This window comes from Acinetobacter sp. YH16038, from assembly GCF_013417275.1.
In the GTDB taxonomy this organism is placed as follows: Bacteria; Pseudomonadota; Gammaproteobacteria; order Pseudomonadales; family Moraxellaceae; genus Acinetobacter.
Map to the genome: position 1 here is coordinate 1 of NZ_VPEG01000041.1, position 23,613 is coordinate 23,613.

The 23,613-nt window shown below is 39.4% G+C and carries 21 protein-coding genes; 11 read left to right on the forward strand and 10 right to left on the reverse strand.

All coding sequences use genetic code 11. The annotated features are described in order from the left end of the window. From FTV34_RS14415 to ampC, 5 genes are all read right to left on the reverse strand, one after another. On the reverse strand, window positions 1-139 hold a 139-nt coding region (locus tag FTV34_RS14415), incomplete at its 3' end, for a transposase (protein WP_180070070.1). 419 nt (window positions 140-558) lie between these two features. Further along, window positions 559-1,260, reverse strand: coding sequence for a VIT family protein (locus tag FTV34_RS14420; RefSeq protein ID WP_159124331.1), 702 nt, complete (start codon window positions 1,258-1,260; stop codon window positions 559-561). A 329-nt stretch (window positions 1,261-1,589) separates the two neighbouring features. Then, window positions 1,590-2,072: a VOC family protein gene (locus FTV34_RS14425; RefSeq protein ID WP_180070644.1), complete on the reverse strand. Its 483-nt coding sequence runs from the start codon at window positions 2,070-2,072 to the stop codon at window positions 1,590-1,592. A 205-nt stretch (window positions 2,073-2,277) separates the two neighbouring features. Next, window positions 2,278-3,195 carry a LysR family transcriptional regulator gene (locus FTV34_RS14430; RefSeq protein ID WP_004783169.1) on the reverse strand — a complete coding sequence of 306 codons (918 nt, stop codon included), beginning with the start codon at window positions 3,193-3,195 and terminating at the stop codon, window positions 2,278-2,280. Window positions 3,196-3,469: 274 nt separating this feature from the next. After that, window positions 3,470-4,630 carry a class C beta-lactamase gene (gene ampC / locus FTV34_RS14435; protein WP_180070645.1) on the reverse strand — a complete coding sequence of 387 codons (1,161 nt, stop codon included), beginning with the start codon at window positions 4,628-4,630 and terminating at the stop codon, window positions 3,470-3,472. Between the two features lie 654 nt (window positions 4,631-5,284). On the opposite strand from ampC, the gene FTV34_RS14440 reads away from it, so the two are divergent. The 5 genes from FTV34_RS14440 to FTV34_RS14460 all read left to right on the forward strand — a co-directional run bounded on the left by FTV34_RS14440 (window position 5,285) and on the right by FTV34_RS14460 (window position 12,492). Then, on the forward strand, window positions 5,285-5,728 hold the full coding sequence (locus FTV34_RS14440; protein WP_180070647.1) for a hypothetical protein: 444 nt from the start codon (window positions 5,285-5,287) through the stop codon (window positions 5,726-5,728). A gap of 105 nt (window positions 5,729-5,833) precedes the next feature. Next, the gene (locus FTV34_RS14445) at window positions 5,834-7,990 is read left to right on the forward strand and encodes a TonB-dependent receptor (protein ID WP_180070649.1); all 2,157 of its coding nucleotides are present in this window, start codon (window positions 5,834-5,836) and stop codon (window positions 7,988-7,990) included. 613 nt (window positions 7,991-8,603) lie between these two features. After that, complete coding sequence (gene hppD, locus FTV34_RS14450; protein WP_004811022.1) at window positions 8,604-9,665, forward strand: 4-hydroxyphenylpyruvate dioxygenase; 1,062 nt, start codon at window positions 8,604-8,606, stop codon at window positions 9,663-9,665. A 170-nt stretch (window positions 9,666-9,835) separates the two neighbouring features. Next, complete coding sequence (locus FTV34_RS14455) at window positions 9,836-11,236, forward strand: amino acid permease (RefSeq protein ID WP_180070651.1); 1,401 nt, start codon at window positions 9,836-9,838, stop codon at window positions 11,234-11,236. A gap of 29 nt (window positions 11,237-11,265) precedes the next feature. Then, window positions 11,266-12,492, forward strand: coding sequence for an amino acid aminotransferase (locus FTV34_RS14460; protein ID WP_180070653.1), 1,227 nt, complete (start codon window positions 11,266-11,268; stop codon window positions 12,490-12,492). A 364-nt stretch (window positions 12,493-12,856) separates the two neighbouring features. Here FTV34_RS14460 and FTV34_RS14465 read toward each other — a convergent pair whose 3' ends face one another. Continuing rightward, the gene (locus FTV34_RS14465; RefSeq protein ID WP_005221150.1) at window positions 12,857-13,288 is read right to left on the reverse strand and encodes a hypothetical protein; all 432 of its coding nucleotides are present in this window, start codon (window positions 13,286-13,288) and stop codon (window positions 12,857-12,859) included. A 356-nt stretch (window positions 13,289-13,644) separates the two neighbouring features. Beyond that, the gene (locus tag FTV34_RS14470; protein WP_180070655.1) at window positions 13,645-14,466 is read right to left on the reverse strand and encodes an IclR family transcriptional regulator; all 822 of its coding nucleotides are present in this window, start codon (window positions 14,464-14,466) and stop codon (window positions 13,645-13,647) included. 187 nt (window positions 14,467-14,653) lie between these two features. Here FTV34_RS14470 and fahA point away from each other — a divergent pair, with 187 nt between their 5' ends. Genes fahA through FTV34_RS14495 form a run of 5 tightly spaced genes read left to right on the forward strand, consistent with a single transcriptional unit; the run spans window position 14,654 to window position 18,565 of the window. Next, window positions 14,654-15,937 (forward strand): fumarylacetoacetase, encoded by a 1,284-nt coding sequence (gene fahA / locus FTV34_RS14475; RefSeq protein WP_180070657.1) that lies wholly within the window; start codon window positions 14,654-14,656, stop codon window positions 15,935-15,937. Between the two features lie 20 nt (window positions 15,938-15,957). Continuing rightward, entirely contained in the window at window positions 15,958-16,596 is a 639-nt protein-coding gene (maiA, locus tag FTV34_RS14480; RefSeq protein WP_180070664.1) for a maleylacetoacetate isomerase, read from the forward strand. A gap of 20 nt (window positions 16,597-16,616) precedes the next feature. Further along, window positions 16,617-17,192, forward strand: coding sequence for a VOC family protein (locus FTV34_RS14485; protein WP_004783206.1), 576 nt, complete (start codon window positions 16,617-16,619; stop codon window positions 17,190-17,192). Between the two features lie 21 nt (window positions 17,193-17,213). Beyond that, on the forward strand, window positions 17,214-17,915 hold the full coding sequence (locus tag FTV34_RS14490; RefSeq protein ID WP_180070659.1) for a CoA transferase subunit A: 702 nt from the start codon (window positions 17,214-17,216) through the stop codon (window positions 17,913-17,915). A 2-nt stretch (window positions 17,916-17,917) separates the two neighbouring features. After that, the gene (locus FTV34_RS14495; protein ID WP_180070660.1) at window positions 17,918-18,565 is read left to right on the forward strand and encodes a CoA transferase subunit B; all 648 of its coding nucleotides are present in this window, start codon (window positions 17,918-17,920) and stop codon (window positions 18,563-18,565) included. 175 nt (window positions 18,566-18,740) lie between these two features. Here FTV34_RS14495 and FTV34_RS14500 read toward each other — a convergent pair whose 3' ends face one another. Further along, the gene (locus tag FTV34_RS14500) at window positions 18,741-19,748 is read right to left on the reverse strand and encodes an NAD(P)-dependent alcohol dehydrogenase (RefSeq protein ID WP_166135279.1); all 1,008 of its coding nucleotides are present in this window, start codon (window positions 19,746-19,748) and stop codon (window positions 18,741-18,743) included. Window positions 19,749-20,394: 646 nt separating this feature from the next. Between FTV34_RS14500 and FTV34_RS14505 the strand changes: the two genes are divergently transcribed. Then, window positions 20,395-21,519 carry an OmpW family protein gene (locus FTV34_RS14505; protein WP_180053940.1) on the forward strand — a complete coding sequence of 375 codons (1,125 nt, stop codon included), beginning with the start codon at window positions 20,395-20,397 and terminating at the stop codon, window positions 21,517-21,519. Between the two features lie 165 nt (window positions 21,520-21,684). Here the strand turns inward: FTV34_RS14505 and FTV34_RS14510 are convergent, their stop codons facing one another. Beyond that, window positions 21,685-22,308, reverse strand: coding sequence for a hypothetical protein (locus FTV34_RS14510; protein WP_180053941.1), 624 nt, complete (start codon window positions 22,306-22,308; stop codon window positions 21,685-21,687). Next, entirely contained in the window at window positions 22,298-23,098 is an 801-nt protein-coding gene (locus tag FTV34_RS14515; protein ID WP_180070662.1) for a DUF6502 family protein, read from the reverse strand. Before FTV34_RS14515 ends, FTV34_RS14510 begins: the two co-directional genes overlap by 11 nt. Window positions 23,099-23,613: the final 515 nt, after the last annotated feature.

Below are 23,613 nucleotides of genomic sequence, written 5' to 3' on the forward strand. Positions count from 1 at the left end.
GCCACGGACAACCTGTTCTAATTCTATAGAGAATAGCTTCAATAAAATTGCGTAAATTTGAGTTCTGGTGAATGGATAAATTACGCAGAATAACTTTCAACTTTTGCCAGTGTTGATCTGTCAGCATGGTACGAGGCATAGCGAATAGTAAAATTGGGTTTGGTGATTTGATTTTACTACTTCGCTATTTTTTTAAGCTAAAAGTGTCAACACACCCTAATTATCTAGAGGTACTTTTATATTTTTTCTAAATTATAGTGACTGAGAACCAAGCTCTCTCTTATTTTTCTCAGCATATTTATATTTGGATTTTAAAATTGCCACTTCAATGCACCTTTTGGCACAGCTTTAGTGCAAGGAAGAACATAATTAAACTAAGTATTTTTAATTAAAGAAAAACTTGTAGTTAAAATTTAAATTTTTTAAATGAGTTAGCTTAAGCATCTAAATGTGTCTAATACAATTAAATTTGGAAAATTTTAATTTCAAGTTATCTACTTCAATTAAATTTTGGATATATCTAGATTAATAAAAATTTATTCCATATTTTTTAAATGATTATGTGGTAGTAACATTAAATAGAGAGCCAATCCAGAAACTAAATAGCATGGCAACGATGCCCCAAATCATGACACGCAGTGCGCCTTTCCACATGCTGCCACCGCCCGCATAACTGGCTAATGCTCCCATCATTCCCAGACTAAGCACTCCCACCAGCATAACGCCCTGATCTAGCAAATGTGAAGGCAAAACCAAAATGGATACCAATGGAAATAAAGAACCTACCGTAAATGCTGATGCTGAAGAAAATGCCGCCGTAAAGGGCCGGGCAGCTGTCTGTTCCAGAATTCCAATTTCATCACGCGCATGCGCATCCAAGGCATTATGTGCAGTAAGCTGTTTTGCCACTTCTTCGGCCAGATCAGCTTCTAAACCTCGCTTGATATAAATATTTTTTAGCTCTCTTAATTCATGTACGGGATGCAGATTTAATTCCCGCTCTTCCATGGCGAGATCATTTTTTTCAATATCCTGTTGCGACTTGACCGAGATATATTCCCCAGCTGCCATCGAGGCTGCACCAGAAATCAGGCCAGCAACACAAGCAATCAAAAGTGTTTGTGACGAAGCACCACTGGCTGCCATCCCGACAACCAGACTGGTCACGGAAATAATTCCATCATTGGCACCAAGCACTGCGGCACGCAACCAGCCAGAACGTTGTATATAGTGTTTTTCATGATGATGGGAATGAGGCATGTCTTTCTCGTTCTTCTAGCTGATGAAATAAGATTTTAAATTTTAGTCACTTACTATTTTATCATCTTACATTAAGCCAAATATTTCAAATATGAATCTTCACCTTCAGAGATATCTTCGAGTTTCATCTACTTATTTTAAAAAAGAAAAATTATTTATTGTGAAGGCTTAAATAGATTTTAGCCAGCGGCCGCCATAAGCAACTCACTGGCTATACCTTAAAGGATGAACTTCTGATTATTATCAATGACCTCTCACTTTATATGAGTAATAAGGCCAAACGCTTAAACTAAATACATGGCATTAATCACTGATATCGAGACCATGCCTTAGCCTCGGATGGCAGCTTCAATTGCAGCGACATCAATTTTCTTCATGGTCATCATGGCATCAAAAGCTCTTTTAGCAACACCACGGTCTGAACTGTATGATGCTTCAAGCAAAGCTTTAGGGATGATTTGCCAAGATACTCCCCATTTATCCTTACACCATCCGCATTCACTTTCCTGACCACCATTATTGACGATCGCATTCCAATAGCGGTCAGTTTCTTCCTGATCTTCTGTGGCGACTTGAAATGAGAAAGATTCATTATGTTGAAATACAGGTCCTCCGTTTAAACCAATACATGGAATACCCAGTACGGTAAAGTCTACTGTGATGACATCACCTGCTTTACCAGAGGGATAATCTCCAGGTGCAAGAACGATGACACCTACAGATGAATTTGGAAAAATTTCTGCATAAAATCGTGCGGCTTCTTCAGCATCATGATCGTACCAAAGACAAATGGTATTCTTTGCAATATTCATGATCTCACCTCTTCTTTCAGAATAGGTTTTAAACTACCTAAGAACTCTTCAATATCTCATCTACTAGTTGAGTCCTACTCTTCCCATCTTTCACCCAAAATTAAGATAAGCCTGTTTTAGAATTGTATATTTATTGATCTAATTGGCTGAAAGCGTCATCAAAAAGAATAGTTTTAAAAAGTCGAGAGGAAACCTTTATCACCACTTAATCATAATATGTGATTCTCTTTTTAGAGAATCGGTCAAGCTGCTTTAAAAATCCTTCGAAATAATCTTTCTGCTTTTCTTCAGTTCGATAACCTGCATATAAAGTCCGGCGCAGTCCATTCGGTGCTACACACTCCAAACGGCGTGAAGTTACCCAGCCCTTTTGTTCATATTCATTCACTACCCAATCTGGCAAGGCTGCAATTCCCCGACCACTGGCAACCAGTTGAATCAGCATTTGAGTCAAGTCGGTGGTCCGAATTTGTTTAGGTAAAATATTCGCTGGAATAAACAGGTGTGACATGATGTCCAGACGGTGCTTGTCCACTGGATAAGTAATCAGTGTTTCTTCCGCCAATTCCTGGACGCTAATACTTTGGGAACGCACTAAAGGATGAGTATTCGATAGCACCAAACGCGACTCATATTCAAAAATCGGGAAATACTCTATGCCCTTTAGTTCAATCGGATCGGCGGTAATAAGCAGATCGAATTCCCCTGTTTGTAACAGTTCATGCGGATTGGCCTCAAAGCCAGAAGCGAAATCCAAATCTACATCTGGATATTGAATACGATATTGATTCAGTAAAGGCATCAACCAGTCGAAACAGCTATGGCATTCGGAAGAAAAAATGATCCGTCCTGTCTGCCCATGCACAATGCGAATGATATCACTCTGTGCAACATGGACTTGAGGCAAAATATCATCTGCCAGCTTCAGTAAGCGCTGCCCGACATTGGAAAAACTGACCGGGCGACTACGGCGATTGACGATTTCGACTCCGAACCATTGATCCAATTCACGAAGCTGATGGGACAAAGCTGAAGGCGTGAGACAAAGATCTCCTGCTGCTGCAACCAGTGAACCATGTTCCCGTAACGCGACTAAGGTTTTTAAATGACGAAGTTCTAACATGAATGCCCTGAAACCTATCTAATCTGATTCAATCTTAATTAAATAAGCTTACCCTATTTTGAACTTTAATGTTATTAAATTTCATTTTAAAATTTATAGAATGAATTTTTCTCAACCAATAAAATCTACCACTCTTATCGATACAAAATAAAAACCTCCGAAATTAGGAGGCTTTTACTTCAGTTAGAGTTTAAGACTCAACCTCTTTTCAAAAGAAGGAAACACCCTAGCTCAAAAATCATGAGACATTTCCTTCTACTCAGGCTTAATAAACTTAACTGTTTTTTATGGCCTGAAAGACTTGATAGGCTGCCTTGATTCGCTCTGCATTGGGAATTTTTTTATTCATCATCATCACCAGTCCAAAATTTTCTTCCGGAACAAACAGCACATAGGTGCCAAAGCCATTGGTTGAACCGGTTTTATGAAAGACTTGTGATTTTTCCTGAATAGTATTTTTGACTATTGGATTTGCTTGCATCACGACTTTTTCAGAATTACTTTCCAGCAAAATATCGAGTGTCGTCGGATATGAAAAAGTCTCCCAGCCGAGTGCTTGGGTCATTTTCCCAAGCTTAAAATATCCATGATGAGTTTCCAGAAGCGCTTGTTTAATATCAGGCTTGTTCTTTTTCAGATTCAGATTGGTATCTAATAATTTCAGCATATCGGGAAGTGTAGATTTCACCCCATAAGCCTGGGCATCTAAAGCTCCCGGGTTTACCTGCACCGGATGATTGTTCTGATCATAACCAAAAGCATAGTGAACCCTTTGTGCTTTCGGAACATTAATATAGGTATTCTTTAAATTGAGTTTTGGAAAAATCGTCTGTTCCAGCAATACGCTAAAAGGAACATTCATTGATCTTGCACTTAACTCACCAAATAAGCCAATACTTGGATTTGAATATTGCCGATATTGGCCAGGCGGATGTTTAACCTGCCAATTTTGGAAATACTCTAAAACTTGCTGATCAGTCTTAACCTGATCCGGAAATTGCAAAGGTAAGTTTCCACTCGTATAAGTCGCTAATTCCAGCAAACTGACTTTGTTGATTTCTGAATTCTTTAAATCAGGCCAATATTTAGCTGGATGATCATTAAAAGAAAGCTTGCCCTGACTCTTGGCATAGCCCCCTGCAATGCCCGTAAAGATTTTACTTACAGAACCTAATTCAAAAATTGTTTGCCGATTTACAGCTTTATGGTCGATATGAGATTGCAGGCCATAATAGTATTCATGATTTTTTCCCTGATAAATCACCCCGACTGCCATTCCCAATACATCATATTGTTGCATGAGCGGCTTGAATGACTGATCAATAGCAGCCTCAATATAATTTTCCTTTGTGTCATCTGCATTTGCCTGAACGCTAAATCCTATAGCCAAGGCAATGATTCCTGCCTTAAATCCCTTCAACGTAATTAAAACCATTCTTATTTTTTATCCCATTTAAGAAAGTGGTTATCTTCTCACTTATTTCCCCACTCATCCTTAGTAGATTCTTTATTTCTCTTTCTATTGATTAGTGAATTCAATTTCTGAATTATTCAATCTCTCTTGTCTATAAGTTTCTCCCTCCTAGAGGACATATAGTCATTCCAAGCTTTCTCCACTTTTTTATAAAAATGGTAGAACTGGCATACCTATAAAATTTGAAAATAAAATATAAGAGTTAAATAAAAATAAGCTAAATCCAGCCATACCTCTAAATTTAAGCTTTTATTTTATTGACTAAAAAATTATTAGATAAAAATTCAATCCCACTATTTAAAATAAAAACCTCCCAAAATAAGGATGTTTAAAAAATTAAAAATATATTTGAAAAATAAATCAGGCTATAAAATATATAAATTATTTTTAATAAAATCTTTTAATATAGTAAGTTTTTGATTATATTTATATTTTAAAAAATAAACCTAAAGATAAAACTATTCAATTTGCTTAAAAATAAATACTCATTTAAATACATAATCTCACATACCGCTATTTATCCATCTTGAATTACTACAACTATCCATTAGCATTTTTAAAATCAAAAAACGCTATATAATCATTTATACGCCTTTTATATAGGTTGGATGAATTGTGCGTTTAACCTTTCAGAAAGCTTCTATTATATTCGCCATCTTTGCATGGCTAATGCAACTTTCTGTCTTTATTACGCCCATTCTGCAAACACATCCTGAGCTTGGGTCTGGAATCTGCAAGCAACTTGCTATTTTCAATCCACCGGAAGCCCATTCTGATCATATTAAATTAGAAGCGACACAGCCGCAGATCCAGAAATCTTTCTTATTAGCTGAACAGCGCAATGTAGAAGAAAAAATCCTGTATAGCGCAGATACTTTTTGTAAATTCTGTCTGGTTTTGGGACAGAATTTTAATCCTGTTTGGCTTGCCTGCCTTCTCATCTTACTGACATTAATTTTGGGCAAAACACCTCATCGTTTACCTGTTTCCAGTCTCAAGCGTTATCAAAAACTTTACTTAACCTTCTTCCAAAATCGTGGTCCTCCACTTTCTATCTAGTTCATAACCTAAACAGTTGTCTTAATTATTTTTAAAAATATTCAAACTACTTACTTTCAGTATGTGGTTCGACATTCCTTTTTTCCTGATTCAGGTGGAATAATAATGAATACACAAAATAATTTATTTAAATTCAGCGCACTTTCACTCGCAATTTTGACTTGTAATCTTATTCATGCAGAAGAAAGTCCAGCAAAGCAGCTCGAACAATTAGCACCTATATCCGTGATGGCCAGCCGTGGCAGTAATTTACAGGATATGGACATGAGTACGACGGTCATTGAACATGAACAGATTCAAAATGCACCACAAAGCAGTATTGACCAGATTATTAACAAAATCCCTGGCGTCTTTACTCCGGCCCGCCTATCGACCCAATTACATCCAACTAGCCAGCTCATCAGCATCCGTGGTTTTGGCACCTCCACCAATGGTTTAAATCTGGTGCTTGTCGATGGTATTCCCGCCAATGATCCTTATTTTAGAACTATCAATTGGTCCCAGATTCCTAAAGAACAGGTCGAGCGAATTGAAGTGATCCGTGGCGGTGGTGCGACCAGCTTATGGGGCAATATGGCCATGGGCGGCGTAATTAATATTGTTACCCGTCAGCCAGAACAAGGCAGTGCAATTTATGCAAGTTATGGCAGTTTTAATACGGCTAGTTACGGAGCCAGTCAAGGATGGGAACTGTCAGAAAAATTTAAAATCGGCTTGAGTTATGACGGCAGCCAATCTGATGGCTATTGGCAGGTACCGAAACGATATCGCCATCCAGACATGAGCAAAACAGAAAGTCAGGTGGATACACTCAATATTAAAGCCATTTATAGTCCCAATCAGCAGGATGAGTATTTACTCGCCTTGCTTGCGAGCGAAACTAAAGAAGAAGGTTTGCAATATAGGGATGCCGAAAATAAATGGAATACGTTTCGTATTGCTGCCACTGGCCTTACCGAGCTGAGCCCAGACTGGAAATTGAATACATTAGCGTGGTATCAGATCAATGACATGCAGACTCAAAATGCTTCTATTCCAGGATATAGCCTGGCGACTCCAAATAATGGTACATCAATTATCAGCCAGAAGGAAAAGGCGGAATATGACAGTTTCGGTACATCAATCACAGCAAATACCCAATGGAAACAATTGGAAGATATTAAATTTGGTGTTGATTATCGCCAGATTAAAGTGAAAGACCCGCTGAATATTTTTAATAGTATCGGTTTCTTGGGCAATATCACTGCAGAAGCAACACATCAGTTCACAGGTATTTTTGCCCAAGCTTTGTATCGTCCTGAAACCTTACCTCTGGATATTACTTTGGGTTTACGTCAGGATTTCTGGAAAGCCTCGGATGCAGAAACTTATGGACAATATGCAGGCAGCCCGATTCAAAATCGTCTGGCTGACCAAGATGAAAATCACTTTAGTCCCCGCCTCGGCTTTAAATATCATTTCAATGATCAACTTGATCTACGCGGTGCAGCCTATAAAAACTTCTCTGCACCCGGTCTGAACCAGATGTACCGTAGTTTTATCGGTGGTTCAAATTACACAGTTCCCAATACTGACCTGAAATCCCAAACCAATCGGGGAGCCGAATTGGGTTTTGATTTTAGCGATCATGCTTTAACGCTTTCTGGCACCTATTTTTATAATAAAGTGAAAGATTACATTGATTATGCGGTGGTCCGATCCGACTGTGAGGCAGGCAATAATTATTGTGATACTGGGGTGAGTGCTGCTGCCACATTACGCCAGTATGTCAATGCCGGTGATGCCAAAATGCAAGGATTTGAACTTATTGCAAATGTTCAGGTGAACAATCGTATTAGCCTGAATGCGGGTTATACAAGAACCAAGTCTGAACTGACTCGCTCTAATTTAAGCGTTGCTGTAGCGCCAACCGGACAGCAGATCGGACAGATTCCCACATGGAATGCGACTTGGGGTGCATCCTGGCAAGCGACAGACCAGCTGCATCTAAATGTGCAGTTACGAGAGTTTGCCGAGTATTGGAATAACACCGCGCATACCCAGTTGAATGAGGGGGCCTTAACGGTTGATTTAAGTGCGAATTATCAAGCCACTCCTCAATTACAGCTATTCGCCATTGCACAGAATATTACAGATCAATCCTATTATGATCAGGGTCTCAGTTATCTGGCAGATGGCAGTCTCAATACTTCAAGTTCAGGTACGATTCCTCAATATGCTTTGCCTTTAAACATCACAATAGGAGCAAAGTATCGCTTTTAAAGCCTGTTTAAATTGTTACCAAGAGATAAACACTCAGCCTGTTTTGATCTCTATTCGAAGATGCCTATCCTTTCAGTGTTGAATGCTGGAACCGGTATGGCCATTAGATATAACTGGATTGTATGACTAAAGCTCTTAATTATTTAAGGGCTTTTTTTTTGAATATCAAAACAAGTTGAAGCTAAGTTTTTAATATTTCATTTTCTTAAATTTCCATAACAAAAACTTGTGTTCATAAGCCTTTTTGATATGAGTATTCAAAATAGATTTTCCTTACAAAAAACTACATTTCCTATGATTTAGTATCTTGGAATTATCCAAAAAATATTTTTTATGAATAACATTAATTTATGTTATAAATTAACCCCATATTTTATGAAATTATTTATTACGTAATTAAATTACGTATTGAATAATATTCAAGATCCAGTATGATGAGTTAAATTCTTTCTTTTTCTTGTGTGCATCAGGAATCGATGCAGTTCAGCAAGTCAAAGAAGTCAGGCAAACGGATTTGTCTTCTCAATATAAAACGGCAGTGATACCTCCGTAGAGCCTGAACAGACAGTAAAAGATAAGCAATAGGATTGCTTCTAAAAAATGAGGATGTTGTATGAATGAATTAGCCAATCCATTAGAACTATGTGGATTCGAATTTATTGAATTTGTATCTGAAGATGGTCAGTTGGATCCTGTTTTCCAAGCCATCGGATTCACTAAAGTGGCGAAGCATAAATCGAAAAATGTCTATTTATGGCGCCAGGGCAATATTAATATCATTCTGAATTATCAGCCTGAATCATATGCAGCATTTTTCTATAAAGAGCACGGTCCTTCTGCTTGTGCAATGGGCTTCCGTACCAAGAATGCGGCAAAAGCTTTTCAAAAGGCGATTGAAATCGGTGCAGAACCGATTTATAGCAAAATCGGCCCAATGGAGCTTAACATCCCTGCGATTAAAGGAATCGGTGGTTCTCCAATCTTCCTGGTCGATTGTGACATTTACCAAAATGATTTTATCTTCTTTGATAATGTTCCATCGCGTCCAGTCGGCACTGGCCTGAATGAAATCGATCATTTAACGCATAATGTTTATAAAGGTCGTATGCAGTACTGGGCAGATTTCTATGAAAAGATTTTCAACTTCCAGGAAATCCGCTACTTCGATATTAAAGGCGAATACACTGGCCTGACTTCTAAGGCACTAACAGCACCAGATGGCAAGATCCGTATTCCACTGAATGAAGATTCAGACAAAGGTAATGGCCAGATCGCTGAGTTCCTGAACGAATTCAATGGAGAAGGCATTCAGCACATTGCCTTTATCTGTGATGACCTGCTTGAAACTTGGGACAAGCTGAAAGCTTTAGGCACCAAGTTCATGACGCCACCGCCAAGCACTTATTATGAAATGCTGGATGAACGTCTGCCAAATCATGGTGAGCCAGCGGATGAGCTGCAAAAACGCGGCATTCTGCTCGATGGCAATACCAAAGATGGTAACAAACGCCTGCTATTACAGATTTTCTCTGAAAATATGATTGGCCCAGTGTTCTTTGAGTTTATCCAGCGTAAAGACGATGATGGTTTCGGTGAAGGTAACTTTAAGGCCTTATTTGAATCAATCGAACGTGATCAGATCAAACGTGGTGTTTTAGACATTTCTAAAGCCTGACCTTTTTAAAACCATACCGGTGTCTATGTAGTCTCATGTGCACCGGTATGATTGCCTCTGTTTCAACGTATACGCTCGTATAACACTTAAGATTCTGCATCGATGACGGCATAAAAATAATAAAGCACATCATAGTTCAGCGCTTAATCTCACATGGATGATGAATAAAAATGCAGCATATTGAACAAGGAAACCTGAAAAAAGGTTTAAGTAACCGGCATATCCAGCTCATCGCACTCGGTGGTTCAATTGGTACCGGACTGTTTCTTGGAATTTCACAAACAATCAAGCTTGCTGGGCCTTCCGTCATTTTAGGTTATGCCATTGCAGGCTTGATTGCCTTCCTAATGATGCGCCAGCTCGGTGAAATGATTGTACATGAACCCGTGAGCGGTTCTTTTAGTCATTTTGCTTATAAATACTGGGGCAAGTTTGCCGGATTTATGTCGGGCTGGAATTACTGGGTGCTGAATATTCTGGTCTGTATGGCGGAATTAAGTGCCATCGGCCTTTATATCCATTACTGGTGGCCGGAAATCCCGACCTGGGTGTCTGCTCTCGGCTTCTTCATTTTCATCAATATCATTAATTTGCTTCACGTGAAATTATTCGGTGAAATGGAGTTCTGGCTGGCGATCATTAAAGTTGGCGCCATTATTGCCATGATTGCGTTCGGCAGTTATTTGCTTGCCAGTGGTAGCGGTCATAGCCAGTCCAGTCTGGAAAATTTATGGCAACTTGGCGGCTTCTTCCCGAATGGAATCATGGGCCTGATTATGGCGATGGCCATGATCATGTTTGCTTTTGGCGGCATTGAACTGGTCGGGATCGCAGCCGCTGAAACCGATAACCCGAAAAAGACCTTACCTAAAGCAGTCAACCAGATTGTCTACCGTGTCCTGTTATTTTATATCCTGAGTCTGGTAGTGATTTTATCGCTTTACCCTTGGAACATGATGGCGCAAGGTGGTAGTCCATTTGTGATGATTTTTGATTCTTTAGGTAGTCAAACAGTTGCTGGAGTTTTGAATTTCGTGGTGTTAACCGCAGCGGTTTCGGTATATAACAGTACTAACTACTGTACCAGCCGTATGCTGTTAGGTTTAGCCCAACAAGGTAATGCACCGAAGTTCTTAAGCAAGATTAATCAGCGTGGCATCCCTGTGAATGCAGTGATGGTTTCAGCGTTTTTCACCTTGATGTGCGTTTTATTAAATTATCTGGTGCCGGAAAAAGCCTTTAGCATGTTGATGATGCTGGTGGTTGCTGCCATCGTGATTAACTGGCTTGTTATTTCCTATACTCATTTGAAATTCAAGACATCCATGAACCGCATGCAGACCAAAACCGATTTTCCAAGTGTGGCTTATCCATTCACCAACTATTTATGTATCGCATTTATGGGCGGTATTCTGCTAATTATGAGCAGCACCCCGGACATGCGTGTGGCTGTCATCATGATTCCGGTCTGGATTGGTATTCTCTCGGTTGCCTACTTCTTTAAGCGCAAACAGGAGTCTCAGACTGCTATTTTAGATAATAGCAAAATTAGCACCTTACCAGAAGCGTAATCGCATATTGATTAGATTAGGATAGATTCATGTTTCAACATATTGATACTTATGCCGGCGATCCGATTCTCTCTTTAATGGAAGAATTCAACAAAGATCAGCGTAGTAACAAAGTCAACTTAAGCATCGGCCTATATTACAACGAAGACAATATTGTGCCGCAACTAGACTCAGTGCAGAAAGCCTATACTTACCTGACCCCTGACTATAATAAAGTACGTGTGTATTTACCGATGGATGGACTGAACAGCTTTAACCAGGCTGCACAGGAATTAATTTTTGGAACTTCCAGCTCTGCCCGTGAGCAAGGCCGTGTGGTCACGATTCAGACTTTGGGTGGCTCAGGTGCACTAAAAGTCGGTGCAGATTTTTTAAAGAAATATTTTCCACAATCTGAAATCTGGGTCAGCCAGCCGACCTGGGAAAACCATATTGCGATCTTTAATGGTGCTGGTATTCAAACCCATTTCCATCCTTATTATGATGCAGAAACCAATGCCGTTAATGTCCCGGCGATGCTGGATTGCTTAAAACAGCTGCCCGCTCAAAGTATTGTGTTACTGCATCCATGCTGTCATAACCCGACCGGGGCAGATTTACAGCCACATGAGTGGGATCAGGTCATTGAGGTATTAAAAGCGCAATCCTTAATTCCGTTCTTGGATATGGCGTATCAAGGTTTTGGTCAGGGTCTGGAACAAGATGCCTATGCCATTCGTGCACTTGATCAAGCCGGTATGAATTTCATCGTCAGCCATTCATTTTCCAAAATCTTCTCTTTATATGGAGAACGGATTGGTAGCTTAAGTTTTGTTTGCGATGATTCCACAAGCGCACAAAATGTTTTAGGCCAGTTAAAAGCCACAGTTCGCCGGATTTATTCAAGTCCAGCGGCCAATGGTGCGCTATTGGTCAGTCAGGTGTTAAATACTCCTGAACTGTTTCAGCAATGGCAGGTTGAAGTTGAAGAAATGCGCCAGCGTATTTTACGCATGCGTGGCTTACTCAAAGAAAAATTGTCTCAGGCATTGCCAGAACTTGATTTCAGCTACCTGACTCAACAGCAAGGTATGTTTAGCTATACTGGTTTAACTGCTGAGCAAGTGGATCTGTTAAAACAGCATTATGGTATTTATCTGGTTCGTAGTGGCCGGATGTGTACAGCAGGCCTGAACCTCAGCAATATTGATTATGTTGCCGAGTCGATGGCTGCGGTGATCAAAATGCAGAATGAAGCTGAACCACTGATCGCTTAGAAATAATTAAGTTTTTAAATGCCTTCTAGCTTGAGTGCTCGAAGGCTTTTTTATGAATGGTGATTTGATCTTTTTAAATAAAAATAGAGTCAGGTTATGTTCGTAAGCAAAATCAATAATACTGGGATATCTATTCTTATTTCATCTGGACATTTTGTTCTGCACTAGGATTAAATGAAACCACATAAAATTGTGGAACATTGCTTCTTTATTAGTCATGGAACATGAAAAACATAAAAAACATAAAAAACAGCCCAATCTGAGATAACCAAACTTTTTATCACAACTTAAGCATATGATTTATATCAATAAATAAAATAATTACGTATAAGGTGTATTATGTTAATTTTAGGAGATCTTAAGATTATTCTCCAATCAATTTCATATCCTTTTCATCCCACCAATGTTGAGCATAGATTTCAGGATTACTTGTAAGTATCTCATTCAAAATATCAGCTACAAATGTTAGTTGCTCTGATATATCAATTTTCTTAAAAAATCCTTTCTTAATTATTGGCCTGCAAGGATCTATGAAAACCAAAAAACCATTTTCATACTCTTGATAATGATTACATCCAACCCAAATACCTTTAAATTTTTCGTCCGCTAAGGGTATTAAATATCCCCAATCCTCATTTATGAAATCTGATACATTTAAGCCATACTTAGGAAGTTCTTCTGATAAGTATTTTGCTAATGTATGTCCCCAAATTTGTCTGTCCCACTCTTCTTTCTCTTCAGAGGTTGGAGGAAAGTTATCAGATCGAAACTCTATATGTGTTTTTAATAAGGTCATAATTTTTATTCTTTAATATTGAATTATAAAAATAAAAGTTATTATAAAAATTGTCTATATTGCGACATAATTTTTAATTTTTTTAAAATTAATTAGTTAAACCAAATTGATACTTTAATTTAAAATAAAGGCTGTTATACAAACTCTAAAGCAACCAAGAGTTAGAAATCTCTGTTCAATTTTCTGTGAAATTGCATATCATTAAAATAAGAATAAGCATTCTTATTTTACTTCATAATTAAGCCACTTTTTAATTTCTCTCTAACGATCAAATGCTGGATATAAAAAAGATCCAGTACCTCAATCAGGTCTGGATCTATGAAATGACTAAAAGTGATCTGCAATTAATGAAAGAGTTAGACAGCCACCTGTGGATTAAACAAGGCATCAATCTGTTGCTGAATCCCGAGCAGATAATCGATGGCTTGTTGCATCTGATCTGCTGGCAACTGGTCTTCGGTGCCAATACAGGTAATCACATGATCAAGCTGTCGGCTGAAGTTATACACCGGAATCGCCACTGCATGGATGCCCGCCATCATATCACCAGTTACGGACGCATAGCCCTGCTGCAGGATTTTCTCTTTAAGTTGCAAGAATTCTTCCCAGTTCGCAGGATATTGGCCTGCTTTAGCGCTACTCGCCCACTCTTTTTCCAGTAAAGGTTTGATGATGTGTTCTGGCTGAAGGCAGGCATGTAAACGACCAGTTGCCGACTTTAGCAAAGGCATACGCGAGCCGACCCGGGTAATAATATTAAATACATGATTGGATTCAAGCGACTGAACCACGACAGCACCATCGGCGAACCATTTGCTGACATGAATACTGCAATTTAAATGCTGCTGAATCTGCATAATATATTTTTGGGTTAATTCCAGCATATCGGTACGTTTTAAGGCATTGACGCCAAATGCGTGAGCACGCTCACCCAGACTATAACGTCCATCACTGAGCTGCTGGGCATAACCTTTACGTATCAGACTCACCACATAGCGATGCACTTTTGCAGGATGCATGGACAGGACTTCTGACAGCTCTTTTAACATCATCGGTGCATTATGTTCAGTCAATGCATCGAGTACAGTTAATCCTACTTCTAGAGACTGCACCCCTCCCTGTAATTTTTCTTCCTCAACGCTCATCGTTTCATCCTGCATATACGCATTAATTTTCATGGCTCTATAAAACCATTGTACTACTGAAATCAAAAATCTTGCTCAGCCAAATCTGATTCCAGATTAAGATCATAGCGCATTTTAACAAATTTACATTATACATAATCAAATTATTTATTGCGTAATTTAAAAATATAAGTATGATTCTGTATAGAACTTAAATTTTCCACGGAAAGGATTCATATTTATGACGACGCGTTTAAAGTCATTTATCGACATCGCTCCTGATTCAGATTTCCCTTTAGAAAACTTGCCTTATGGTATTTTCAGTAATGAGCAAAACACCCAACCACGTGCTGGGGTGGCACTTGGAGAATGGGTGGTTGATCTAGCAGCATTGGAAGCAAAGGGTTATTTAAAGCTGGAACAAGATCAGCAATTTTTTAATCAGCCAACTTTGAATAGTTTTATTGAGTCGGGTACAGCCAACTGGTCTAAAGTACGTACGGAATTACAAAAGTTACTGTCAGCGGATCATGCCGAATTACGTGACAATAAAGAGCTACGTGATCTGGTTTTCTTGAAACAGTCAGATGTCAAAATGCATCTACCGGTGCATATCCCGGGCTATACCGATTTCTATTCATCCAAAGAACATGCCACTAATGTCGGCTGTATGTTCCGTGATCCGAAAAATGCATTGTTAGCAAACTGGTCAGAACTTCCGGTCGGTTATAACGGCCGTGCCAGCTCCGTGATTGTTAGCGGGACAGAAATCGTGCGTCCATCAGGACAGATCAAATTACCGGATTCTGATCGCCCAGTATTTTCAGCATGTCGCAAACTCGACTTCGAACTGGAAACCGGCTTTATTATTGGCAAACCAAATAACTTAGGCGAGCCCATTGCGATTGAAAATGCCTGGAATCATATTTTTGGCATGGTGCTGTTCAATGATTGGTCTGCACGTGACTTGCAACAATGGGAATATGTACCGCTAGGTCCATTTAACGCCAAGACTTTTGCCTCTTCGATCTCGCCATGGATCGTAACCATGGAAGCACTTGAACCATTTAAAACCAGTTCACCTGCTCAAGAGCCAAAACCTCTAGCTTATCTGCGTGAAGATAACAGCAGTAATAGCTATGACATCAATCTGTCGGTTGAAATTCAGCCTGAAAATTCAGACCAGGCTGATGTCATCTGTGAAACCAATTTCAAATATATGTACTGGTCAATGGCACAGCAACTGGCTCATCACACCATTGCCGGCTGTAATGTTCAGGTCGGTGATCTGATGGGTTCAGGTACGATTTCAGGCCCTACGCCTAATTCTTATGGTTCATTACTGGAAATTACCTGGAATGCCACCAAACCACTGACTTTATCGAATGGTGAACAGCGTACCTTCATTCAAGACGGCGATACCGTGATCATGAAAGGTCATTGTGAAAAAGATGGCCTGCGTATCGGTTTCGGTACTGTGATTGGCAAAATCCTGCCAGCGATTGATTTCGGTTTTACTGAATAGTCCGGGGTGAAATCATGACCATGCAACTGTATACCTATTTTCGTAGTTCAGCCGCTTACCGGGTTCGTATTGCGCTCAACCTGAAAGGACTCGAAGCAGAACATATCCCGGTTCATCTGGTGAACAATGGCGGCGAACAGCATAGTGAAACATTTCGTCAGGTCAATCCAGGTGAACTGGTCCCTGCCTTAATTGAAGATGATTTCACGCTGACCCAGTCGCTCAGCATGATTGAATATCTGGAAGAAAAATTTCCGGAAACTCCCCTGTTGCCCAAGGATCTGCAACAGCGTGCGCTGATTCGGGCCTTTAGTCTGAATATTGCCTGTGACATTCATCCACTCAACAACCTGCGTGTACTTCAGTACCTCAGTAAAACCCTGAATGCCAGCGATGAACAGAAAACCGAATGGTACAGACACTGGGTCGTCACCGGCTTAAAAGCGCTTGAAGCTCAATTAACGCATTCAAATGGCCAATTCTGTTTTGGAGATCAACCGAGCCTTGCAGATTGCTGTTTGATTCCACAGGTATATAACGCTAAACGTTTCAAAATCGATCTTTCGGATTTTCCGAAAATTGAATCGATTTATGCCCATTGCAATTCACTGGACGCATTTCAAAAAGCTGCACCTGAAGCGCAGCCCGATGCAGCATAAGAATATATAAGGATATAAACATGACCATTCAAATCGAAAAAATTCACCATGTCGCCTACCGCTGTAAAGATGCTAAAGAAACCGTGGAATGGTACAAAAAGAACCTGAACATGGACTTTATTCTGGCTTTTGCTGAGGACCATGTTCCTTCTACTAAAGCTTTCGACCCGTATATGCATCTGTTTTTAGATGCTGGTAATGGCAATGTACTGGCCTTCTTTGAACTACCCACCCAACCGGAAATGGGTCGTGATGAAAACACCCCGAAATGGGTGCAGCACATTGCCTTAAAAGTGAAAGATCGTCAGGCACTGGTTCAAGCTAAAGAACATTTGGAAGCCAATGGCGTTGATGTACTGGGGATTACCAATCACGGCATTTTCCATTCGATTTACTTCTTTGATCCAAATGGTCACCGTCTGGAACTGGCTTATGATGATGAAAAGGCACCGCAAAAAATTGCCATGATTACCGAAGAAATGAAATATGACATGCTGGAACAATGGAGCAAAACCAAACGCGCGCCTTCACATACCCACTTCCTGCATGCAGATGAATTAGACCATAGCGCTCGTGAAGCCAAGATGGACGCTTGAATTTTAAGAAAAGGATTTCTGATGAATAAAGTCATTGCCAATGCTCAGGAAGCTTTAGCGGATATCGTGGCAGATCATCAAACACTGGCGGTCGGTGGATTTGGTTTATGCGGCATTCCTGAAGCACTCATAGAAGCCTTAAAAAATACCGGTGTCACCGGCCTCACCTGTATTTCTAATAATGCGGGGGTGGATGACTTTGGTTTGGGTAAATTGTTGCGGACCAAGCAGATCAAAAAAATGATTTCTTCTTATGTCGGTGAAAATAAGGAATTTGAACGTCAATATTTAAATGGTGAGCTGGAAGTAGAGCTGACGCCCCAAGGAACACTGGCAGAAAAACTGCGTGCGGGTGGTGCTGGAATTCCCGCTTTCTACACCCAAACCGGTGTCGGCACATTGGTTGCTGAAGGCAAAGAAGTCCGTGAATTTGAAGGTAAAGAATTTATCCTTGAAAAGTCATTAACCGCAGATGTGGCACTGGTCAAAGCCTATAAAGCAGACAAGGCCGGCAACCTGGTCTTCCGTAAAACTGCACGTAATTTCAATCCTGAATGCGCCATGGCCGGGAAAATCACTGTGGCTGAAGTTGAACAAATCGTAGAGATTGGTGAACTTGATCCCGATGATATTCATCTGCCTGGAATTTATGTCAATCGAATCATCGTCAATGCTTCACCAGAAAAACGCATTGAACAGATGACCTTAAAGGCGGGAGCATAATCATGGCCTGGACTCGAAATCAAATGGCTCAACGTGCAGCACAGGAACTTGAAGATGGGTTCTATGTCAATCTTGGTATCGGTTTGCCAACACTGGTGGCCAACTATATTCCGGACAATATCAACGTCTGGCTCCAGTCTGAAAATGGCCTGTTAGGCATTGATGAATTTCCAACTGTAGAAACCGTTGATGCAGATCTAATTAATGCAGGTAAACAGACGGTGACTGCCCGTAAAGGTGCTGCCTTCTTTTCCAGTGCGGATTCCTTTGCCATGATTCGCGGTGGGCATGTCAATATTGCGATTCTAGGAGCAATGGAAGTCTCCGAAACGGGTGATCTGGCCAACTGGATGATTCCGGGTAAAAAAGTCAAAGGTATGGGCGGCGCCATGGATCTGGTGGCAGGCGTGCAGAAAGTTGTCGTTTTAATGGAGCATACGGCGAAAGACGGTTCACCGAAAATCGTTCCTCAATGTACTTTGCCGTTGACCGGTAAAGGTGTCGTCAATCGGATCATTACGGATCTCGGTGTTATGGATATTACTTCACGCGGAGTGGTTCTGGTAGAACTCGCTCAAGATGTCACGCTGGAGCAGATTAAAGCTGCGACTGGAGTTAAGCTGATTACAGATAGACTTGAAGCTGCCTGATTAATAGTTGGTCACTTTTAATGATCTCTGTTTAGTTAAGATAATGTGAATCTGGTACAAGCTTTTATCTTTATTATCCTATACAAAAAATAGCCTTAAATCTATTCGATTTAAGGCTATTTTCAATGAGGGTAATGGTAGGAGTTAAATTCCGAAGCCCATCAACTTTAAATCATCATACGTCTAAACAAATTTTACCAATATGTTTGCCATCACGTTGATATTCAAAAGCTGCCTGAATCTCTTCTAGCGGAAACACTTTATCAATCATTGGATGAATATCTGTTGCTTCTAGGGCTCTGATCATATCCTGCTGTTCAGAACGGTTTCCTACCGTCACGCCTTTAATGGTCAGCTGTTTCGCCATAATTGCCGCTGTGGGTACATCTCCACTAATCCCGGTAAACACGCCAATCAAGGTAATGTGTCCGCCTATACGAGAAGCTGCGATAGATTGAGCCAGCGTACCCGGTCCGCCAATTTCGACCACATGGTCAACACCCCGGTTGCCTGTCATCTCAAAAATTTTCTCGCCCCAGTTTTCTTCTTCGCGGTAATTTACAACACCCGCAACGCCCTGTTCGAGAAGCCATTTTGCTTTTTCCTTTGATGAAGTCGTTGCCCACACCCTTGCGCCCATCTTCAGGGCAAACTGAAGTGCAAATATTGAAACACCACCTGTTCCAAGGATTAGTACATCATCTCCCGCTTTGATTTTTCCTTCTACCACCAGTGCACGCCATGCGGTTAATCCAGCCGTCGGTAATGTCGCTGCTTCATGATGAGTCCAATCTTTGGGAGCATGAGTAAACCAGTTTTCAGGTCGAACTACATATGAAGTTGCATAGCCATCAATTCCATCACCTGGCGTATAGCTAAAATCAGCTTGCGGACACTCAGCTTTCACCCAGTTAGGGAAAAATAGGGAAACGACATGATCTCCAACAGCAAACTCAGTCACCCCTTCGCCAATTTCTTCAACAACCCCCGCGCCATCGGCCATCAACAGTCGACCTGATTCTGCAGGAAGAACTCCTATTGCGACGTTATAATCATGGAAATTAAGTGAATTGCTGAAAATTCGAACTCTAATCTCTCCATGACCTGGCTTTCCAGGATCGTTAATATCTGCCAATTCTATTTGATCTAGACCTGGTGTTTGACCTCGTAAAGCTGCTTTCATAAATTTGACTCTGTTTATTAAGCAATTGGTTTGTCATCTTATAACTTAGATTATAACGTTTACGTAGTTTTCTCATAAACACGAACAAAAAACGTTTACATCTTTACCCAACCCTTAGAAAAAGATCTGAAAGAACTTTTAAAATCATCCTCTATCGAATTTAAAAAAATCCATTCCTCTCCAAATTAAAAAGACTAAAATTTCATCAACTCAAATGCCTCAATTAAACAATTATTCATCTAAATTTTAAGATCTCACTTCCTCTAAAAATCAATTTTTCACATTCTTTCTTAAATTTTCTGGACTATGAAATAACATGAATAATATTGGAACAAGTAAAATTTTTTAAATCATTTCTGATTAAATTTTAATCAATTTATTCTATTTGAGGATTTTTACTCAGCAACAACTATAAAAAATGCGAAAATTTTTAAGTCTTTATTTATATAAATAAATTTGTCTAAAAATTATTTTATTTACATATATATCAATAATATGATTAAAATATAATAACATTAACTAATAATTAAAAATAATTAAAAATAACATTATGTAACTGTTTCGTAAATTTTTTTAAGGTTTTTCTATTCAAAAAAAACTATAGTGGCGCAGCAGTTAGCCATCATTAAAAAAATAGGAAATGGATATGAAAACATCAAATAGTTTGGGTAAAGGAATAGTCGTAGCTGCCCTCATTGCTACTACACAAATGAGTTATGCAGAATTTAAAAGATTCTCTGTATCTACCGGATGGTTACATATCAAATCACAAGGAAATGCCAATCCGATGCGAATTAAAACTGGCGTGGAAGAAGGAAGATCTGCTCGAGTAGGAGATATTACAGGTGATACCATCCGATCAAATATTGATTACAACAAGACTGATTTAACACCAGCTGAACAAGGTCTAATTGGGACAATCACCAGACCATTTTTGAATTATCCATCAATGTTTGACTGGATGCGTGATGGTTTTTATAACGAATTCGGGGATGATCCTGAAAAATTAAGAGATGCATTAACCAGTTTAACCGGTACGGCTGAGATTTCTGGCTTATCAAACTGGAACTCAAATGCGGGTATAGAAGTCGAAGATATTGATACTTTGGGCTTAATGCTGGACTACTATGTGAATGAAAATGTTTCTCTGCAAATGATTGGAGGCATTCCACCAAAGGTCGATTTAAAAGGTAAAGGACAAGTCTACGCACCATTTTCAGCAGTAGGTCATCCTATCGCGCCAAACCAGAACTTATATTTGAAAAATGATATTCTCATTACTGACTTAGATAAATATGATACTGCTGCTTCTGCACGTGCTTGGACACCTGCACTTGAGGCGATTTATCACTTTGGCAAACCGGGTGTTAACAAGTTCCGACCTTATATCGGTGCCGGTGTCATGTTTGCTCATTACACTGATATTAAATTAAATGGCGGCGTTAAAAATGATCTGATTGCAGCTGGCCACATGATTCAAAATATCTATGATGGTGAAGCAGGAGCAGCGCTCGAGGGTAGAGTTTCAAGTGGAGATATCCAAGTAAAAACCACCGCAGATGATGCTATTGCACCTATCGTCTCATTAGGTTTTAACTATGATTTAAACTCTAGCTGGTATGCAACTGCTTCAGTTTCTTATGCAAAATTAAATAATAAGACCGATATCACGGTGACCAATAAAAATACGGGCGAGAAACTGATTCAGGCCTCTACCAAAATTGATGTCGATCCGCTAATTTCCTATGTGGGTATAGGTTATCGTTTTTAATTTTCATCAATTCTTATTTTAATTTTTTCAAGCACTGTCCCTTCTTTCCTTTGAGGCATGCATGATTATGCCACCACACGATCCGTGTGGTTTTTTTTGCATGTCACATTTGTAAGGCTTTCATTATTTCCTATGAAAGCCTTTTTTACTATTTATCAATATGAACTACTTTTCGATATTCTGGATTTCATAAGGAATAGATAAGTTTTCACAATCTTGGCCACTTGCTTCTAAAGGTAAGAACTGGGTGCTCATGCTATGTTTCAGTACGCCTTTCGATGTGTAGTCAAACTGATACATCTGCTGGTGAATATAAACATCATTTACATTTAATGCCGCTATTTCATCTACATCACAGCTCATTACACGCATAGGTGCTTCGGCGCCAAGTTCTGCTAATTCGATTAGATAGTTGCATGAAGGATGTAAAATCGTTTTAGGCTGCTCTGATTGATTTTCCCAACGGACCTGTAAAACAAGCTGATTCACAACTTCATCAGATGGTGTAATTTCAAGTGACTGATTTTCTTCCATCACTTCTAAAGTAGTCGGATCTAGAAATTGAAGAGTACGCTTAACCCCCTGACAATCATCCGTTTTTGGTTTTGACAGCCAAATTGAGTAAGAATCCTTCAAAGGAACTCTCTCAACCACGATATCCACGCCAGAAGGTGGTTTTCCTCCGGTTCCAGTTCCACCTTTTACGACACCTGCTGAAAACTCTTCTCCACAACCAGCTAACAACGTTGCGCAGACAATAGGCAATAAAATTCTTTTTTTATGTATCACTTTGATATATCCCTAAACAAAATGTCTGATTCGCATCAGATTTTCCTTCATCTAATTCACTACGTTCTAAAGCCAGTTTGAATAAATCTTCAGAATATTTTTTCCATAATTCCAGTGAATGCTTTTTAAGAATTTCAACTGATTCGCTCGTCAGTTCATCTGCTCGTATACTTTCTTCTAAAAAGCTCGTTTGTTCCGGGCAAAAAACATTATGTAAACCCGCTTGCATATGGCTTTGTAAATTATCAGTCAATAGCTTGCGTATATCTTGTGAAGATTGATCCGGAATAAAACTTCTTTTTTCTAAAATGACTTGTTTTTTTTCCTGCCTGACAATTCCAAGACGGACCAATTCATTTAGCACCGATCTGGGATGCATTTCCTTTGAAACCCTATGGACTAATTTTACAAATGAATCTTGATCAGGATTATGAAAAGGCAGCTGTTCTGACCACTCTTCTGCTACCCATATCCCGACTACTCGGCCAGGAATATTCAATGCTTCCGTTTTGCCGGTATCAGTAATTAAGTAGCCATCTTCAATTGCTTGTTTGAAAGTAGTGATATCTTTACGGTGCAATCCTGACAATAAGCTGATTGCAGATATAGTGGCTTTTTTCTCAAGAGTTTCCAGTTCATTCACGGCTTGCAAATAAAAGATAGGCTTTAAAGCGGCAGAAAATTCTGTATAGCCCACCCCGGAGCGAATAAGCCATTTCGTTAAATGGTTCATTAGCAACAAAACTTGCTGTAAATTAAATTCAGTATCGTTTGTGGGTGAACTGCTCATAGGGTCAATATTTTCCCAACTTCCAAAATAAAAAATTTTCTAAGGTTCCATATTTAAAGCTATTTTGATGAATCTTAGAAAGAGAAAAGAATTTATCTTAAAATCTCTCACAATAATAATAAAATCTAATAAATATCTCGACTCGGAAGTCTCTCTATTTAAATACATATCTGGAAAACTAAGTTTTATTCCAGTTTTTAAAAAATTATCTCTTTAATATAAAACCTATCAGCAATTATCAATCATTATTCGCCTTTGAATAATTAAGTTTTAACTATAGATCTCTTTCATAAATCAAAAAACGATCTTCTTTTTGGTTAATATTTGCACTCCAGATTTCTTAGCATTCGTGCATAATCTGCGGATGAAATACATCGATTCAAACAAACTTTCTGATCCTCAGTTCAAGCGATACACAGGCATCTCATGGTCAACTTTCTATTTGATGGTTGAGCAATTGCAGAAGCATGTCTCTGCCAAAGGCAGACCGCCCAAGTTAAGCCTGGAGGATCAGG